Origin of the sequence: Stenotrophomonas sp. NRRL B-14846 (genome assembly GCF_050473585.1) — a bacterium.
Lineage (GTDB): Bacteria > Pseudomonadota > Gammaproteobacteria > Xanthomonadales > Xanthomonadaceae > Stenotrophomonas.
In genome coordinates this window covers 1-17372 of the sequence record NZ_JBFLUN010000009.1, presented here as the reverse complement: position 1 = coordinate 17372, position 17372 = coordinate 1, and the positions used below count along the sequence as shown (strand labels likewise).

Below are 17372 nucleotides of genomic sequence, written 5' to 3'. Positions count from 1 at the left end.
CCACCGGCTTCAAGCCAGCGGCAATGTTCTGCTGGTCCCACTGCCGCAGGATCTGGTCCTGGTTGGTGCTGGCACCGACCACCACCTTCAGTCCGGCCACGTCGGCCGGCGTTTCGATCTTCTGGATCGGCCCATCAGTGCGCGTGTAGATTCCCAGCAGATCGTAACGGTAGCTGGAGAAATCGAACTTCTTCTTGCGCTCCTCGGTAACCGTCACGTTCGACAGCACGGCATCGTACTTGCCTGATTCCAGCCCCAACGGCCAGTCCGCCCACGCCACCGGCACGATCACCAGCTTCAGGCCCAACCCATCGGCAATCAGTCGCGCGATGTCCGGCTCGATGCCGATCACGTCCTTGCTGTCGGCGCCGTAGTCGGCCAGCGGCAGCTGCCCCGGATGGGTGGCTACGGTGAACGTGCCGGGCGTGACGAAGCTGTAGCCGGCGGGAATCAACGCCTGCGCCTTCGGATCGAGCGTGCCCTTCAGGATGGCGGTGTTCGCACCGGCCAGGCTGGTCGCGGCCACGGTGCTCGTGTCCGGTGCCTGCCGCACGCGCGAGTAGACGATGCCGGCGATGCCGATGACCAGCACACCCACGACCAACAGGGTGCTGCGCGAGGGGCGACGCGGTGCTGCAGGGCTCATGGTGTTCCTTTCGCAGTTACAGGGTCTTGGCCAGGAAATCGGCGGTGCGTTGCTGGCGCGGACGTTCGAACAGGGCCTCGGGCGTGCCCTGCTCGATCACCCGCCCCTGGTCCATCATCACCACGTGGTCGGCCACGCGGCGGGCGAAGCTCAGTTCGTGGGTGACGATCACCAGGGGTGGTACCGGAGCTGGCCAGCTCCTCGATCACGCTGAGCACCTCGGCCACCAGTTCCGGGTCCAGCGCCGACGTGGGTTCGTCGAACAGCAGTACCTTCGGTTGCAGGGCCAGCGCGCGGGCAATCGCGATGCGCTGCTGCTGGCCGCCGGACAGCTGGCGCGGGAAGGCAATCGGCCCTTGTCGGCCAGGCCGACCCGTTCCAGCAGCGTGCGCGCCTGCTGCTCGGCCTGCGCGCGCGGCACGCCACGCACTGCGATCGGTGCCTCGATGATGTTCTCCAGCGCGGTCAGGTGCGGGAACAGATTGAAGCCCTGGAACACCATGCCCACCTCGGAACGACGGCGGCGGATCTCGCGTTCGGGCAGCTCGTACAGGGTGTCGCCATCGCGGCGGTAGCCGATCAGCTGGCCGCCGACGGTCACGTAGCCGCTGTCGGCACGTTCCAGGTGGTTGATCAGCCGTAGCAGCGTGGACTTGCCGGCACCGGACGGGCCGATCAGCACCGTCACGCTGCCAGCGCGCAGGTCCAGGTTCACGTCTTCCAGTACAGGCTGGTCGCCGAACACCTTGCCTACGCCATGCAGCGACACCGATGCCCCCCTCGCCCGCTTCAACCTGCGCGGCGATGCGCGGGCGATTGACCACGCGCGGTGCAGCCTCACCTGTGGCGCGCGTCGGTGACGAGACACGCGATACCGAGCGCTCGCGCTGTAGCTGGCCGCGCGCGAAGCGCTGCTCCACCCGTCGCTGCAGCAGCGACAGCACGGTCAGGATCACCAGGTACCAGACCGTGGCCACCATCAGCAGCGGCACCACTTCCAGGTTGCGCCGGTAGATCACCTGCACCGTGTAGAACAGCTCCGGCAGCGCCAGCACGTAGACCACCGAGGTGCTCTTGGCCAGGCCGATCACATCGTTGAAACGCGGCCGGCAGGATCGAGCGCATCGCCTGCGGCAGGATGATGCGGCGCACCTGGCGGCCACGTGGCAGGCCAAGTGCCGCTGCGGCTTCGTACTGGCCATGGTCCACCGAGAGAATGCCACCGCGGATCACCTCGGCCGAGAACGCGGCCTGGTTCAAGGTGAGGCCCAGCACTGCGGCGGTGAACACGCCGATCAGCTGCGTGGTCGGGTACGAGAACAGGCTGATGCCGGTGAACGGCACGCCCAGCTCGATGGTGCTGTACAGGTAGCCCAGGTTGTTCAGCAGCAGCAACAACACCAACAGCGGGATCGAACGGAACAGCCACACATAGCCCCACGACACCGCCGACAGCAGTGGCGAGCCGGAGACGCGGGCCAACGCCAGCAGGGTACCCAGCGCGAAACCGAGGCCGGTACCGAGTGCGGTCAGGCAGCAGCGTACGGCCCAGGCCTTCCAGCACCGGGCGTGCGAAGAACCACTCGGCGAACGTGCCCCAACCCCAGCGCGGTTGCCCAGCACCGATTGCAGCCCGATCAGGATCAGCGCCAACGCCAGAAGGGTTCCGACCACCTGCAGTGGATGCCGGGCCGGCACGATCTTCAACGCCGGAGCTGGCGCCGGGCGTGCGGCAATGCCATCCAGCGCGGTCGAAGGCGTGCTCATGCGTGGGCTCCGTGCAACACGGCCTGCGATGGCACAACGACCGGCGCCGATACGCCCAGGTGCTTCTCGAACGGCAGATGCGCGATGGTTTCCGGGTCGGCCTGCAGGTCGAACAGCGCGGTGTAGCCGTGGCTGAGGTACAGGCCCGACCGCTTCAGGCTGGCGGAAGCCGGTCGTCAGGAACACCCGCCGATACCCTTGCCGCGCCGCCTGGTCTTCCAGCTCCTGCAGCACGCGCCGCGCAATGCCCTGGCGGCGCAGCCCGGGCAGCGTCCAGATGCGCTTGAATTCGGCGGTATCCGGATCGCGGTGCGGCATGAAGGCACCGCCGGAGATCGCCACACCCTCGCGCAGCAGCAACACGAACGCCCCTACCGGCGCCGCGAACGCCTGCGCCGGGTAGCGCTGCAGCTCCTCGCGGGCACTGCCGCCGATGCGGCGGCGCACGTCGGCGTAACGGCTGTCGTACTCCTGTTCCCAGGCCGTCGAACAGAGGCCGCGCCAGCGGATCATCCACCGAGGTATAGAGGAAGCGTTCGTTGCTGCTCATGTCGCGTCCTTCACCAGATAGTCTTCGGCCAGCCGCGCCCATAGGCTGGCGGCGGGTGCGATGGCGGCGTCGTTGAACACATAGCGCGGGCTGTGCAACGGTGCGCTGTCGCCGTTGCCGACGAACACGAAACTCCCGGGCCGCGCCTGCAGCAGGAAGGCGAAATCCTCGCTGGCGGTGCGTGGCGCGAACTCCGGCACTACCTGTTCGCTGCCGAAGCCCTGTATGGCCACGTCGCGGATGTAGGCGGTCTGCTGCGGATGGTTGATCACGCTGGGGGAAGCCACGCGGAAACTCGATTTCGGCGCGTGCGCCGAACGCGGCAGCAGTCTGCTCGGCAATCTCGGTGACCCGGCGGCGCAGCGTGTCGCGCACTTCCGGCAGGTAGGCGCGCACGGTCAGCTTCAGCTCGACCACGTCCGGAATCACATTGGCGGCCTGCCCGCCGTGGATCGAACCGACGGTGACCACGGCCCATCTGCCGCGGATCGACGTTGCGCGACACCACGCTCTGCAGCGCGGTGACGATGTGCGCCGCCGCCAGGATCGGTCGACGCTGCCCTGTGGCTCGGCACCGTGGCCGCCCTTGCCGATCACCTTCAGCCGCGCCCAGTCCACCGATGCCATCGCCGGACCGTCGACGAAGCCGAAGTGCCCCACCGGCACACCCGGCCAGTTGTGCAGCCCATAGATCGCATCCACCGGGAAGCGCTCGAACAGGCCATCGGCGATCATCTTCGAAGCACCCGAACCGGTTTCCTCAGCGGGCTGGAACACCAGCTGCAGGGTGCCGTCGATGCGGCCGTGATGGGCGAGGTAGTGCGCCGCAGACAGCAGGATGGCGGTGTGTCCATCGTGGCCGCAGGCATGCATCAACCCTTCGGTCTGGCTGGCGTACGCCAATCCGGAATCCTCGTGGATCGGCAGTGCATCGATGTCGGCGCGCAGGCCGAGGCGACGGCTGCCCTGCCCGCGTTGCAGCGTGCCGACCACGCCGGTGCCGCCGAGGCCGGTGGTGACCTCATAGCCCCACTGCTGCAACAGCTCGGCCACGCGTGCGCTGGTGCGGTGTTCCTCGAAGGCCAGCTCCGGTGCCGGTGCAGGTCATGGCGGATCGCGATGGCCGCCTCTGCGCGTGCCGCGATGTCGGGCAATATGCCCGTCGTCTGGGAATTCCGCTGGGCATGGCCCGGTGCTGTCGCGCTTTCTCCGCTCATCGCCTTACCCCCTGCCTTCCGCGCCGGCTCGGCGTCGGTCGAGTGGCGGCTGGCCTTGTACGGCAGGCCCAGATGCGCGCGCAGCGTCTGCCCTTCCAGCTCACGCTGGTGGTAGCCGCGCGCCTGCAGGATCGGCAGCACCTGGGTCACGGAAATCGTCCAGGCCTTCGCGCTGTGCCGCGAAACCGAGGATGAAGCCGTCGCTGGCACCGGCATCGAACCACCGGATCAACTCGTCGGCCACATGTTCCGGCGTGCCGATGAAATTCGGTCGCGGGCTCACCGCTTCCAGTGCCACCTGGCGCAGGCTCAGGCCCTTCTCGCGCGCGTCCTGCTTGATGCGGTCGGTGGTGGAACGGAACGAGTTGCTGCCGATGTCACCCAGCTCCGGGAACGGTGCGTCCGGATCGTACTGGCTGAAATCGTGGTGGTCGAAGAAGCGCCCCAGGTACGCCAGCGCATCCTCCAGCGTGGCCAGCGCGGCGATCGCCTGGTACTTGGCTTCAGCCTCCTCGGCGGTGCGGCCGACGATGGGGCCGATGCCCGGGAAGATCTTCACGTCGTTGCCGCTGCGGCCATGCGCGATCGCCGAGTTCTTCACCTTCTGGGTGAACGCGCGGGTTTCTTCCAGCGACGGCGAATGGGTGAACACCGCATCGGCATACTTGCCGGCCAGCGCGATGCCATCGTCGGACGAACCGGCCTGGAAGATCACCGGCTGGCCCTGCGGCGAACGCTGGATGTTGAGCGGCCCTTCCACCTGGAAGAAGCGTCCCTTGTGGTCGAGGCGACGAAATTTTTCCGGCGCGAAGAACGTGCCACTGTCGCGCTCGCGCACGAAGGCATCGTCATCCCAGGAATCCCACAGCCCCTGCACCACCTCCAGGTACTCGTCGGCGATCTGGTAGCGCAGCGCATGCTCGGGGTGGGGGCGGCCGTAATTGCGCCCCGACCCCTCCAACGGCGACGTCACCACGTTCCAGCCGGCGCGACCGCCACTGAGCAGGTCCAGCGAAGCGAACTGGCGGGCTACGGTGAACGGGTCGCTGTAGGAGGTCGACAGGGTGCCGGCCAGACCGATCTTCTTCGTCGCGGTGGCCAGCGCCGACAGCAGCGAGATCGGCTCGAAGCGGTTGAGGAAGTGCGGGATCGACTTCTCGTTGATGTACAGGCCGTCGGCCACGAAACCAAAGGCGATGCCGTTGTCCTCGGCGGTACGCGCGATGTCGATGTAGAACTGCAGGTTGACGCTGGCGTCGGCCGGATTGGATGGGTGCTTCCACGCGTGCATGTGGCTGCGGGGCCCTGCAGCATGATGCCGAACGGAATGTGGCGCGGGGTCGTGCTCATGGGAATCGCTCCTGCAGGTCAGGCCACCGCCGCGCGTGGCGCGGGCGACAGCAGTTCAAGGGATGTCAGGCGTGCGTCCAGGTCGGCCACCGGCGCATCGAGAATGAACTCGCCCACGCCGAAGCGCCGGTGCAGCGCATCCAGTTCGTCACGCACGTGCTGCGCATCACCGGACAGCACGCTCGGGCGGGTTTCCTCGATCCGGAAGTCGGCCACGCCCACCTGGCGCGCGTACTCGGCAGCCGCGTCTGGCTGGGCAGATTCACCGTCTGGCCAGGGCCGAGGTGCAGCTTGTAAACGCGCAGCGCACCGATATGACGCGCTGCGGCTTCGGCAGTCGGGGCGGCGAAGGCCACCGTGGCCAGCAGCGGTGGCTGCGAGGAGACGCTGCGGTAGGCATCGAACGCGGCCTCGATGTGCTTCGGGTCACCATCGAAGTGCGCGGCGTAGACGAAGCGCCAACCGAGCTCGGCCGCCGCCTGCTTTGCGCTCTGTGGGCTGGCCCCGAGCAGGAAACGTTCCGGTGCCTGCTGTGGAACCGGCCGTGCCCTGTGCCTCGGTTTCGGCGCCGGACAGATAGCCTTCCAGGTCGCGCAGTTGCTGGTCGAAATCGGCGAACGCCGGGCGCCCGGCTGCCAGCGCGCAGTCGAGGCCGGCAGGCCACCCGGGGCCTTGCCAACGCCAAGATCCACACGCCCCGGCGCCAGCGCCGACAGCAGGTTTGAAGTTCTCCGCCACTTTATAGGGCGCGTAGTGGCGCAGCATCACCCCACCACTACCGATGCGGATGCGCCGGGTCTGTGCCAGTACCCACGCAGCCAGTACTTCCGGCGCCGGGCTGGCCAGCGTTGGTGCAGCATGGTGTTTCGGCAAACCAGTAGCGGTGGTAGCCCAGCTGCTCGGCGCGCTGCGCCAGCTGCAGGCTGTTGCGCAGCGCCTGCTCTGGGCGAGGCACCCTCGGCCACTGGGCTCTTGTCCAGCACGCTGATCTGATAGCTCATGGTCACGTCCTCGCTCAGGGGTGGGCCACGGGAATGCCGAGCAAGCCGTTCAACGCGGCCAGGATCGGCTCGGCACCGGAGATGTACTGGCGATCCTGGTGCGCGCCACTGGCCAGTTCGCTGCGCACGCCCTGCGGCAGCACCAGCTTCGGCAGCGACTGGTCCTGCTCGCCGATCTCGGCGATCACCTCCCGTCGCGGCCGTGCGAAGCCGATGCGGGCGCACGTCCAGCTGCGCGTCCAGGCCATCGATGCTCGACAGCGCGCCCTCCAGCAGCAGGCTGTGCCGGCAGAAGAAGCGCTGGCCGGGAATCTGGCCGTCCTCGAACTCACGGTCGAGCAGGAACAGGATGGGTTTGCTTGCTGCGTCGAAAGTCACTGGAGTCGTCCTCATCGGGGCCGGCAATGCGATGCCGCTTCGATATCGATGCTAGAGATGTCGGCGGCCGCGGCAGCGATGCCTGGCGACAATCGGCGGTCAGATCCGGCCATGCAGATGCGGCGTGGCCATAAGCAAAGCGCTGCCGGTTATGGCGTCAGGCGATGCGTCGCAGCGGCGCCGCCACGGCCAGCGCCTGCGTAGCCAGATGGCCGGCTGCGCGCTCGGTCGCCAGCGCGATGCGTGCCTGCAAGGCTGCACTGTTGATGTGCTCGCCCTCGAAGTCGGCGGGCGTGGCATACACCCCGATCGGCAGCGTGTGCGCCTGCAGGAAACTGAACAACGGTCGCAGCTGGTGGTCGATCACCAGCGCATGACGCTCGCTGCCACGGTCGCTGCCAGCAGCACCGGCGTATCCACCAGCGCCTCCAGCCCGATGAAGTCGACCAGGTGCTTGAACAACCCAGGATACGAGCCACGATAGACCGGCGCGGCCACCACCAGCAGCTTCGCGGCCTCGATGGCCTGCAGTGCCTGCTCCACTGCCGGCCCCGCTTCGTCACGCGACAACGACTGGCCCAGTGAACGCGCGATCGGCGCCAGCTCCACCAGCTCCACGCTGGCGTGCACCCGCTGCTGCAGCGACGCCAGCAGATGCCGCACCAGCAACAACGTGCGCGACGTCGCCGAGCTGGTCGGTGACCCCACCAACGCAACCACCTTCAATGCAGAAGACATGAACTGCTCCTCGATGATGCCGAAGTACGTCCGGCCGCCCTTCGCCTTTTGTAGAGTCGAGCCATGCTCGACTGCTCCAGATCAGAACCGGTAACTGACCCGCCCATACCAGTACGCACCCACATTGCTCAGCACATCGCCGCTGTCCCAGGTGGTCTCGATACTCGCCACATCGGTCGCACTGCGCGCGTACTCCGGCACCTTGCGGGTGCGCTTGTCGAACACGTTGTTGATGCCCAGCGCCGCGCTCCAGCCCGCACCCAGCTCCACGCCACCGGACAGGTTGGTCACCAGCACCGCGGCTGCTTGTATTCCACGCCGTTGTTCAGGCGCTTGATCGGGCGTAGTAGGTGAAGTCCAGGTTCGAGCGCCAGCGCCGTTCTGCCAGCCCAGTCCCCGCCACCTGCGTATAGCTGGGCGTGCGGAAGCGCAGCGCGTACTCGCTGGATTTGGTCAGCAGGTTGATGTTCGGCAGGCCCTGCAGTGCCACCGGAATGTCGCTGACCTTCTGGATCGTGGTACGGCCGACATGGCCGCGTAGCTCCAGCGCAGCTTGCCCCACGCGGTTTCCTGGTTCGCTTCCAGGGTCAGCTCCACACCGCGTGTACGGGTATTGCCCACGTTGGTGAAATAGCTGGCGTAGAACGCATCGCCCGGCAGGATGCTGATGCCCGCCGAACCCAGCAGCGCGTCGATCGTATTCTTCTGCGCCGTACTCAGCACCGTGCCGCTGTTGTCGGTGACACGCGCCGGATCCTGCGCGTTGTAGCCGATCTGGCTGGACTGCCCCAGCTGGCCGCGAATGTCGATCTGATAGGCATCCACTGCCAGGTGGAAGGCCGGGCTCGGGTCCCAGGTCACGCCCAGGCTGTAGTTGGTGGCCTTCTCCGGCTTCAGCGGAGTTGCCCCCCAGCGCGAGAGCTGCCGGCGAAGACACCTGCGCCACCAGCGTGGTGCCGCACGGGCAGCTGCCGGTGGCCTGGTAGTACTGGGCGCCCAGGCTTGGCGCATGGAAACCGTTGCTCACACGTGGCGCGCACACCCAGCGCGTCGGTGAAATCGAAGCGCGTGGTCAGGCGGCCGGTGGAAACGCTGCCGGAATCGGAATGGTCTTCCCAGCGCGCGGCAGCATCCAGGTACCAGCGCGAGGTGATGTTGGTGGCGGCACCCACGTACACCGCCTTGCTGTTGCGGCTCGCCTTCACCGCATCGGCGGTGGAATAGCCGACGAAGGCTGCAGCGCCGAAGCCGGTATACGACTCCCACTGCCCTGCACCGCGCTCGTACTGCTCGTGCTGAACTCGGCGCCCGCGCTCACTTCCAGCGGCGAAGCAAACGCCGCCACCTCGAAGCCACGCCGCAGGTCCAGGTTGGCGATGCCCTGCTGGTAGTCCAGCTTGCCGTCATAGAAATCAGTGGGTGAACCGGGATACGGCAGCGAGTAGTTCACCGAATTGCGGGTATAGGTGCGCACCGTGCTGCGGTTGCCGGTCAGGCTGGCGTCGTAGTCCCAACCCGCGATCTGGCCTTTTACCCCGGCCGTACCGGTGTACTGCTTCTCCTTGGTTTCCAGCACCGGCAGGAAGCCATCGGGAAACACGCTCAGTACGCCGGGGGCCCGGTAAGTGGTAAAGATCGTCGCGGGCAGGCGGAAATTCTGGATCGCCTGCGCGGTGCGGTCACTGGCCGTGGCGTTGGCGTAGAACTGCGCGCTCTCGCCCAGGCCATGGCCCACGTTCACCGCGAAGGCCTTCAACGCATACGACGGCGAGCTGAGGATGGTGTTGGCCTCGGCATTGCGGTTGGCCTCGGCCGGGTTCGGCGTGGCACCTGCAGGCAGTCGATTGTTCGGCCGCAGCGCCACCAGATTGCCGTTGCCGTCCACGGCCGGGTAGCTCAGGTAGCCATCGATGTAGCGGCGGGTGCGGATCGCATGGTGCTGGCGGGTGGTCTCACCGGACAGGTTGACGAAGCCATCCTCGCCCCACGGCAGGCCGACGTTGGCGCGCACGCTGGTACGCGAACCATCACCATCGATGCTCTGCCCGCTCTCCACCGACACATCACCACCGTGTGCCTGTGATTTCAGGATCACGTTGACCACGCCGGTGATCGCATCCGAACCGTAGATGGCCGAAGCGCCATCGCGCAGCACTTCCACATGGTCGATGGCCGAGACCGGAATCAACGCCAGGTCCGCCCACGCATGGCCGGGGAAGCCGCCCCCATTGGCCCCGCTCACATAGGCGCTGGCATTACGGCGCTTGCCGTTGACCAGCACCAGCGTGTAGCCCGGCGACAGGTTGCGCAGCTGATAGCCGCGAATGAGGCTTTCCTGATCGCTCTGGTAACCGCCGATCTGGCTCAGCGACGGCAGGCTGCGCTGCAGCGCTTCCAGCAGGTTGCCCTGCCCGGTTGCAGCGAGGTCCTCGGCGGAGATCACGTCGATCGGTGTGGAACTGTTCTTCACCGTGCGCGTGCTGGTACGTGAACCGGTCACCACCACCGCATCCAGCGTGGATGCAGCAACGTTGGCCGTCGCCGCGGTGGTGGCAGGATCCGCATCGGCTTCCGCGGCATGGCTGGGCGTCGCAGCGAGGGCGGCAGCGATCAGGACAGCGAGAGTACTCAGGGCTGGGGCGTAGGCGGCAGGCATGGGGGCTCGTGGGGGTGGGCCGGAAACACGCTTCCATTCAAGGGCCTGTTCACCCGCGACGACAGGCGCGATCGCGTCACCCAGCCGTAACATCCGGCCACCCACATGACCGCTGGTAATGACGTTAGGCAGACCACACGCACGGGGTCGGATCCCTTTCCAAAGGAAAGGGCTCTGACCCCAGGCACGCATCCCTCCACGGGGTCAGAGCCCTTCCTGCGGAAGGGATCCGACCCCAGCCTCCATATGCCCGCCCAGCATCACCTCATGCCCGCGCACCACTCTGCGGCGCGCACCACCACCCGTAGCATCAGGCCATGCCCAGCCCTCCCGCCGATCCCGCCGCGCCGCTCGTCGCCATCGTTGCCTGCCACGGCCAGGGGCTGTTCGAGTTCGGCTGTGCGGTGGGCCTGTTCGCGCCGATAAGGCCCGAGCTGGGCGTGGCCTGGTACCAGCACCCAGCTGTGCGCAGGCGAGCCCGGCGCACTGCGCATGCTCGGCAACACCCAGGTGCAGCTGCCCTACGATCTCGGCAGCGTCGATGACGCCGACGTCATCGTCATCCCCGGTTGGCGCGAACCCAGCGAACGTCCTCCGCAGGCCCTGCTCGATGCACTCATCCGTGCCCACGCACGTGGCGCACGCATCGCCTCGATCTGCTCCGGTGCCTTCGTGCTGGCCTGGGCCGGGCTGCTCGATGGCCGCCAGGCCACCACCCACTGGCGCCTCACCGAAGCGCTCGCGCGCGAGTTCCCGCGCATCGACGTGCGCGAGGACGTGCTGTATGTGGACACCGGCAGCATCATCACCTCGGCCGGCTCGCCACCGGCATGGACATGATGCTGCACATGGTGCGCAAGGATTACGGTGCCCGCGTGGCCAACCTGGTGGCCGAGCGGCTGGTGCTGGCTCCGTGGCGTGATGCCGGGCGCAGCCAGCGTGTCAGCCGGGCCATTCCCCATGGCGAGCCCACGCGCCTTGCGAAGCTGATGGAATGGATGCGCCGCAACCTGCGCGAGCCACATTCGCTAGGCAGCCTCGCCGAGCAGGCCGCACTCAGCCAACGCACCCTGCAGCGGCAGTTCCTGGAAGCCACCGGCCTGTCGCCCATCGACTGGCTGATCCGCGAGCGCGTGGCCTTCGCCCGTGAGCTGCTGGAAACCACCGACCGGCCCTTGCAGTGGATTGCCGAGCAGGCGCGGTTTTTGGTTCGCAGGAATCATTCCGTCGACATTTCCGCGGCAGGTCGAGGCCAGCCCCACCGAATACCGCAGCCAGCATCGCAATGGCATCGGTGTCGACCGCCTGGTTGGCTGCTGAGCGCCCTCGTTCCCGGCTTTCCACGCCATCACCACCGCTGCACTATAGGGGCATGCCCCACACTGCCGATGGAACGGTGATGACCAACAGCTCGTACCGGAATTACCGCGTTGGCATCGGCGTGTCGCTGCTGCTGGCCGCGCTGATCGCCACGCTCTCGCTGATCGCGGTGGCTACCCCCAACCTGGCTGGGGCGTCGTGGCGCTGGCCACCGTCGCGATCTGGTCGGCCTCCCGCTGCTGCTGGTCCTGCTGCTGGTGTGGCTGCGCTACATGGTGCGGCAGCGCGGGCGCATGCCCGGCCGTGTACACGCGTTGATGTTCGCGCCGACCACCCGCGGCCCTGCTCATCGTCCCCCTGTGGCTCTCCCTGCAACGCAGTTGGGACAGCGTTGCCGGTGGCTCGCGTGCGCCCATCGCGGAGATGCATATCAACCTCAGCGGGCAGCCCCTGTGGCTGGACACCTCACCGTATGCGTCCACCGCTCCGGCGCTGGTCCGGATCTACCCATGCAGGGCGACACGCCCGAGCGCTTCATGGCCTTCCACCGCTACCCCAACACGCAGTCCGACGCAGACCGCGCGTTCCCGTACGAAGACGCACGCCTGAAGCGCTCCGTTGACCACTACCGCTACGCCACGCCGTCCGGAGATCGCGCCGTCACCGATGTGCCACTGGTCCGCCAGGCGTATCCGGACACCACGCCGTTCAACGCCGGATGGCGCCGCACGGGCACACCAGAGCTCGTGCACCTCTATTACCACTACAACGATCATGTGGAGGTCGCGCCCACGCTGGCACGCCTCAGCGGTCTCACCGCCGACGAGCTGGAGCGCAGCCGCTTCGAAGGCCTGGTGCTGTTCAAGATCCACAACTACGGCAGCGCGCCGATCGTGCGGATGGAAGTCAATGGCACCGCACTGGATATCGGCGACAGGCCATTGCGAGCATCCCGGTCGCGCCCGTCGATTGCACCGCCTACGGCTTTCCTGCCGGTGTTGCACTGATGTCGCTCGACCTGCCGCTGCAGGTGCGCTGGCAGACCGTCGCTGCGCCCACGCAATGGCACAGCGCGCGCGTGCAGGTGCCCACCTTCCGGCAACCGCAGCCACTGCAGGGTCAATCAACCTTGCAGCGCGTCCTGCTGTATGTGCTGCCCGATGATGCGATGGCCGCAGAGCGCTACGCCGAGGTGTTTGACGGCGATTCGCGGCGCGGCATCAAAAGCCACCGGCCTGCCGGCCAGTGCTGCGGCCCACGCGCGATGTGGCAGCGCCCCGCACCACCTACGGCGAAGGCGCCGACACCGTGCTGGCTGACTGATGCCCGGCGGCGGCGCTGTCAACCACGCGCGCGTACGCTGCGCTCATGAATCATCCAGCACTGCGCCAGAAAGCCGATCGCAAACACCACCGCACACCCCAGCAGCGTCTGCTGTATCACGGGCGCCAGCGGTGCGGCGGCAACAGGGTGGCCCACCGGCAAGCGGGTCAGCGTTTCGTTCACACCCGGCACCAGCGACAGCAGGAAACTGAAGGACAACGCGAACGTCGACAGATAGCGCGCCGAGCGTCCCAGCCAGCGTAGGCGTGCCGCCAGAACTCCGCCGAACGCCACCAGCAGCACGATCACGCCGAAGGCATGGCCTGGATTGAGCCCGCCTGTGCTGGAGACGGTGGAACGAGGTCGCCACCGACAGCACCAGGCCAATCAGATAAACCTTGCCCGAGCGCGTGCCGGGATCGATTGCCCGGTGGCGGATGAAGCCATGCAGGCCGGCCAGGATCGGCACCAGGCTGATGGCGGTATGGATCGCTCCGAGAAGGGAAAGGGGATGTGCCATGGGATCTCCACTGGTGAAATAGACCTACTAGTAGGTAGGTTTTAAGGACAAAAAGAAGGCCCGCAGTGCCGCAGGCCAGTACACATCACCTCAGGCGGTCGCACTCACCCGCGCGATGGCCAGCCGGGCCAGCGTCGCGAACGTGGCCGCATCACCGAATCCGCGCGCAGCCAGCATGGCGCCGTGCACCGATGACATGAACGCCTTGGCCTCATCGGCCGCCGAACCCTGCAACTGCAGCTGGCCCGTGGCAGCGCCCTTCTCCAGGGTCACCGCCAGCCAGCCGCTCAAGTCCTCGAAATGGCCGCGCACTTCCTCGGCGATCTCTGCGCGGAATCATCGGCGCCCTCTGCCGCCAACATCGCGCAGATGCAGAACGAGGACGTGCCACCTGCGATGCAGCTGGACCAGTAATCCACATAGGCGTTGAGCTCCTGCAGCGGGTCATCCAGCTGCCGGTCCAGCAGCGCCAGGCCTTCGCGCGTGCCTCGGCTCGGTAAATTTCCACTACCGTGCGCACCAGGTCCGCCTTGCTGGGGAAATGGTGGTGGATGCTGGCCTTGCTGATGTTCACCCGTGCCGACACGTCGGCATAGCTGAAACCGTTGTAACCACCGGCTTCCAGCAGCGAACGGGCGTGGTGCCAGGATTTTCCTGGGCCTTGGGCGAGAGCGACTCTTTCATGAGTCTTAACCTACTAGTAGGTAGACATCCTGTCCAACCACTCAGATTCCCTGGTAGTGCCGGCCGCTGGCCGGCATGTCGAGAACGCCGGGGAAACCCCGGCGGCCACTCAATGCGAAGACACGTACAGCGCATCCGCTGGCGGCGGGTGGCAGCGCGAAACTGCGCCGCATCCGCGCCACCTCGGCCGCCGGTGGCAGGGCGAACAGGCGCTTGAACTCGCGGTTGAACTGGGACGGGCTGGCATACCCCACCGCCAGCGATGCAGCCTCTGCGGTCATCGCCTCCCGCAGCATCAGCAGCCGTGCCTGGTGCAGGCGAGTGGACTTCACGTACCGCATCGGCGACGTACCGGTAATCGCGCGGAAGAGTGGTCGTGGAAGGTCGCCACGCTCATGCCCGCCTCGGCCGCCAGCCGGCCCACGTCCAACGCAGTGGCAAACGAGGCGTGGATCGTACGCAGCACCCTGCCGATGCTGCCGAAGCGGGCCGCGCATGGCCAGCGCCTCGCGCATCGCGCCACCCTGTGTCCCGGTCCAGCACGCGGAAGTACACCTCACGCACCAGCGCCGGCCCGAGCACGGCAGCCTCCAACGGGTCAGCCAGTGCCTCCAGCAGGCGTAGCACCGTGGCCTGCATCGGCGCCTGCATCGGGCTGGACATCATGCTCTGTGCCGGGGCCTCCGATGTGTCCACCTGTTCCCCCAGTTCAATCAGCAGGTCTGCCGCCAACTGCAGATCCAGATGCAGGTAGATCGCCAGCAGCGGCGCCTCTGCAGAGGCCTCGGTTTCCATCGTGAAAGGCACCGGCACCGACACCGCCAGATAGTGCTGCGCATCGTACTGATAGACCTGCCCGCCCAGGTAGCCGCGCTTCACGCCCTGGCAGACGATCACGATGCCGGGGTCATACAGCACCGGCGTGCGTGCCAGAGGCCGGTCGGATCGCAGCAGGCGTACTCCGGGCAACGGCGTGAGCGTATAGCCCTCCTCCACCGCCAGCGTCTTCAGCAGGCCGACCATGCGTGCCTGCACCTGTCGTTGCAGGGAATCGACACTGGCACTCCAGAGGAATAGGCAAGAATGGTCGAATCCTAGGCCTGGGGTGATCGCCGTTCAAGCACTAACGTGCAAGCCCTGTCCACCATGAGCGCCTCCCCATGCCCCCGTCCCGCCTTCTCCTCATCACCGGCGTCAGCAGCGGCTTCGGCCCGTGCCCTCGCCCAGCAGGCACTGCTGGCCGGCCATCGCGTAGTCGGCACCGTGCGCAACGAATCCGACCGCCAGGCGTTCGAAACGCTGGCGCCCGGCCGCGCATTCGGCCGCCTGCTGGACGTCACCGATGCCGATGCCATCAATGCGCTCGTCACCGATATCGAAACCAACGTTGGCAGCATCGACGTGCTCGTCAACAACGCCGGCTACGGACACGAAGGCATCCTCGAAGAATCGACGCTGGCCGAGCTGCGGCAGCAGTTCGAGGTGAACGTGTTCGGGCCCGGCCGCGCTGATCAAGGCCGTTGCTGCCGCACATGCGCGCACCGCCGCCGCGGCCATATCCTCAACATCACCTCCATGGGCGGCTTCATCACGATGCCCGCATCGCCTGGTACTGCGGCAGCAAGTTCGCACTCGAAGGCATCAGCGAAGTGCTTGGCAAGGAGGTTGCGCCGTTCGGTATCCATGTCACCGCCGTCGCGCCGGGCTCCTTCCGCACCGACTGGGCGGGACGTTCGATGGCGCGGGCACCGCGCAGCATTGAAGACTACGACGCGCTGTTCGACCCCATCCGCAGCGCGCGGTGAGGCAAAGAGTGGCCACCAGCTGGGTGATCCGGTGAAGGCTGCGCAGGCCATGCTGCAGGTCATCGACAGCGACGCGACGCCCAGCCACCTGCTGCTGGGCAGTGATGCACTGCAGCTGGTACGGGCGAAGCTGGCGTCGATGGCCGGCAGCATCGATACCTGGGAACATCTGAGCCGTTCGACCGACGGCGCGGTTTGAGGGCCCCGGAGGCAGCTGATGTCTTCATCAACTGCCTTCATTCCACCCGCTCAGTCCTCCTGCACCAGCTTGAACTCGCGAAGCAAACCACCGATCTGGGTCTTGTCCAGCTTGTTCATCAGCAGGTTGCGCAGGAACGCCGGGCCAGGAATATCCAGCTCCTTGCCATCGCGCAGGCGACGCGTCGCCGCCAGCAACGAGCGCACGTCATAGGTGGAATTGAACACCTCGGGCACACCGCGCTCGATCCCCAGCAGGGTGTACACCGCTTCCATCGGGTGTGCGCACCGAATACTCGGTGGTGAAGATGCAGTCGCGCTGCTTCGATTCGGCAAACTGACCTATGAAGGCGAAGTTCACCGCACCCTCCGGCACCACGTCCGGGCGATCACCGGCCTGGCGCGGCATGAAGAACGCGGTGATGTACGGCATCATCACCGGCACCGTCTTTGCGCCCGTGGCAGCCAGTTCGTCGATCTCCTCCACCGGCACGCCCAGGTGATACAGCCACTCGCGGGTGATCTCCTCGCCGGTGCAGTCCTGCATCGGCTTCTTTACGTAATCGCCGGCGTATCGACGAACAGTGAGTACACCCAGACCACGATCTGCTCCTTGGGCTGGTTCTTGAAATGGCGGCTGGCGGTTCACTGTCCAGCTCATCAACCAGCGCGAATCGCGCACGCTGACGATGCCGCCGGTCACCACCCTGCCACTGAACGGGTCACGCTTGGCAATCTTCTGGATGTAGGCCGGGATGCGCGCATCCAGCGTGGTCACCGTCGCCGACTCCCACTTGGTCTGCGGAATGTGCGCACCGAACACATCCGGGCGCCCGAACGCAGGATCCCTGGCAGCAATGCGTCGCCACAGATCCCAGGCGGGCGCCGGTCCCACATTCAAACGCCGCCGCCGTGTGGTGATCGCCGTTGTCCGAGTTCTCGGTCAACGAACCGATCGTCATGAACACAAGGTCATCCGCGCCCAGATCCACGTCACCGGCTACACCGTCACGCGTCCAGTGGATGCGCGTGGCCTGCTTGCGGCCGGCCGCCAGATCGAAGTCAACGTCGGTCACCTCGGTCCCGTACTGGAACACCACGCCCTGGTCCTGCAACCACTTCACCAGCGGCAGCACCAGCGATTCGTACTGGTTGTACTTGGTGAACTTCAGCGCCGAGAAATCCGGCAGGCCACCGATGTGGTGGATGAAGCGATGCA

The 17372-nt window shown here is 66.6% G+C and carries 9 protein-coding genes and 13 pseudogenes; 5 read left to right on the top strand and 17 right to left on the bottom strand.

What is annotated here, in order from left to right; genetic code table 11:
* The 10 genes and pseudogenes from AB1281_RS00900 to AB1281_RS00855 all read right to left on the bottom strand — a co-directional run.
* Nucleotides 1-646: transporter substrate-binding domain-containing protein (locus tag AB1281_RS00900; protein ID WP_430344845.1), on the bottom strand; the 646-nt coding region annotated here is incomplete at its 3' end.
* A 16-nt stretch (nt 647-662) separates the two neighbouring features.
* Nucleotides 663-2413 (bottom strand): annotated as a pseudogene (locus AB1281_RS00895) (amino acid ABC transporter permease/ATP-binding protein).
* Nucleotides 2410-2963 (bottom strand): annotated as a pseudogene (locus tag AB1281_RS00890) (GNAT family N-acetyltransferase). The pseudogenes AB1281_RS00895 and AB1281_RS00890 overlap by 4 nt, the downstream one beginning before the upstream one ends.
* The gene (locus AB1281_RS00885) at nt 2960-3250 is read right to left on the bottom strand and encodes a M20/M25/M40 family metallo-hydrolase (protein ID WP_430344846.1); all 291 of its coding nucleotides are present in this window, start codon (nt 3248-3250) and stop codon (nt 2960-2962) included. Before AB1281_RS00885 ends, AB1281_RS00890 begins: the two are co-directional and overlap by 4 nt.
* Before the next feature lie 28 nt (nt 3251-3278).
* A pseudogene (locus AB1281_RS00880) lies at nt 3279-4016 on the bottom strand (amidohydrolase); the annotation flags it as partial.
* Between the two features lie 173 nt (nt 4017-4189).
* Nucleotides 4190-5530: pseudogene (locus tag AB1281_RS00875) on the bottom strand (LLM class flavin-dependent oxidoreductase); the annotation flags it as partial.
* 18 nt (nt 5531-5548) lie between these two features.
* Nucleotides 5549-6531: pseudogene (locus tag AB1281_RS00870) on the bottom strand (MsnO8 family LLM class oxidoreductase).
* 14 nt (nt 6532-6545) lie between these two features.
* A pseudogene (locus AB1281_RS00865) lies at nt 6546-6924 on the bottom strand (DUF3088 family protein).
* Between the two features lie 142 nt (nt 6925-7066).
* Nucleotides 7067-7647: pseudogene (gene msuE, locus AB1281_RS00860) on the bottom strand (FMN reductase).
* An 81-nt stretch (nt 7648-7728) separates the two neighbouring features.
* Nucleotides 7729-10303: pseudogene (locus tag AB1281_RS00855) on the bottom strand (TonB-dependent receptor plug domain-containing protein).
* A 317-nt stretch (nt 10304-10620) separates the two neighbouring features.
* Between AB1281_RS00855 and AB1281_RS00850 the strand changes: the two are divergent.
* The 3 genes and pseudogenes from AB1281_RS00850 (at nt 10621) to AB1281_RS00840 (ending at nt 12995) form a co-directional block, all read left to right on the top strand.
* Nucleotides 10621-11623, top strand: a pseudogene (locus AB1281_RS00850) (helix-turn-helix domain-containing protein).
* A 509-nt stretch (nt 11624-12132) separates the two neighbouring features.
* On the top strand, nt 12133-12630 hold the full coding sequence (locus AB1281_RS00845; RefSeq protein ID WP_430344844.1) for a hypothetical protein: 498 nt from the start codon (nt 12133-12135) through the stop codon (nt 12628-12630).
* A complete protein-coding gene (locus tag AB1281_RS00840; protein WP_430344843.1) occupies nt 12630-12995 on the top strand; it encodes a hypothetical protein in 366 nt (121 codons plus the stop codon). The genes AB1281_RS00845 and AB1281_RS00840 overlap by 1 nt, the downstream gene beginning before the upstream one ends.
* Here the strand turns inward: AB1281_RS00840 and AB1281_RS00835 are convergent.
* The 4 genes and pseudogenes from AB1281_RS00835 to AB1281_RS00820 all read right to left on the bottom strand — a co-directional run bounded on the left by AB1281_RS00835 (nt 12965) and on the right by AB1281_RS00820 (nt 15173).
* Nucleotides 12965-13466: pseudogene (locus AB1281_RS00835) on the bottom strand (hypothetical protein). The gene AB1281_RS00840 and the pseudogene AB1281_RS00835 sit on opposite strands and share 31 nt — an antisense overlap.
* Nucleotides 13467-13556: 90 nt before the next feature.
* A pseudogene (locus AB1281_RS00830) lies at nt 13557-14150 on the bottom strand (TetR/AcrR family transcriptional regulator).
* Between the two features lie 41 nt (nt 14151-14191).
* Nucleotides 14192-14482, bottom strand: a complete 291-nt coding sequence (locus tag AB1281_RS00825) for a helix-turn-helix domain-containing protein (RefSeq protein ID WP_430344842.1) — start codon at nt 14480-14482, stop codon at nt 14192-14194.
* A 61-nt stretch (nt 14483-14543) separates the two neighbouring features.
* Entirely contained in the window at nt 14544-15173 is a 630-nt protein-coding gene (locus tag AB1281_RS00820) for an AraC family transcriptional regulator (protein ID WP_430344841.1), read from the bottom strand.
* 123 nt (nt 15174-15296) lie between these two features.
* Here AB1281_RS00820 and AB1281_RS00815 point away from each other — a divergent pair.
* Nucleotides 15297-15820: pseudogene (locus tag AB1281_RS00815) on the top strand (SDR family oxidoreductase); the annotation flags it as partial.
* A gap of 166 nt (nt 15821-15986) precedes the next feature.
* On the top strand, nt 15987-16154 hold the full coding sequence (locus AB1281_RS00810; protein WP_430344847.1) for a hypothetical protein: 168 nt from the start codon (nt 15987-15989) through the stop codon (nt 16152-16154).
* A gap of 50 nt (nt 16155-16204) precedes the next feature.
* Here the strand turns inward: AB1281_RS00810 and AB1281_RS00805 are convergent, their stop codons facing one another.
* The 3 genes and pseudogenes from AB1281_RS00805 to AB1281_RS00795 all read right to left on the bottom strand — a co-directional run.
* Nucleotides 16205-16381 (bottom strand): hypothetical protein, encoded by a 177-nt coding sequence (locus tag AB1281_RS00805; RefSeq protein WP_430344840.1) that lies wholly within the window; start codon nt 16379-16381, stop codon nt 16205-16207.
* Complete coding sequence (locus AB1281_RS00800; RefSeq protein ID WP_430344839.1) at nt 16362-17048, bottom strand: oleate hydratase; 687 nt, start codon at nt 17046-17048, stop codon at nt 16362-16364. The genes AB1281_RS00805 and AB1281_RS00800 overlap by 20 nt, the downstream gene beginning before the upstream one ends.
* Nucleotides 17049-17109: 61 nt before the next feature.
* Nucleotides 17110-17325 (bottom strand): annotated as a pseudogene (locus tag AB1281_RS00795) (oleate hydratase); the annotation flags it as partial.
* Between the last annotated feature and the right edge of the window lie 47 nt (nt 17326-17372).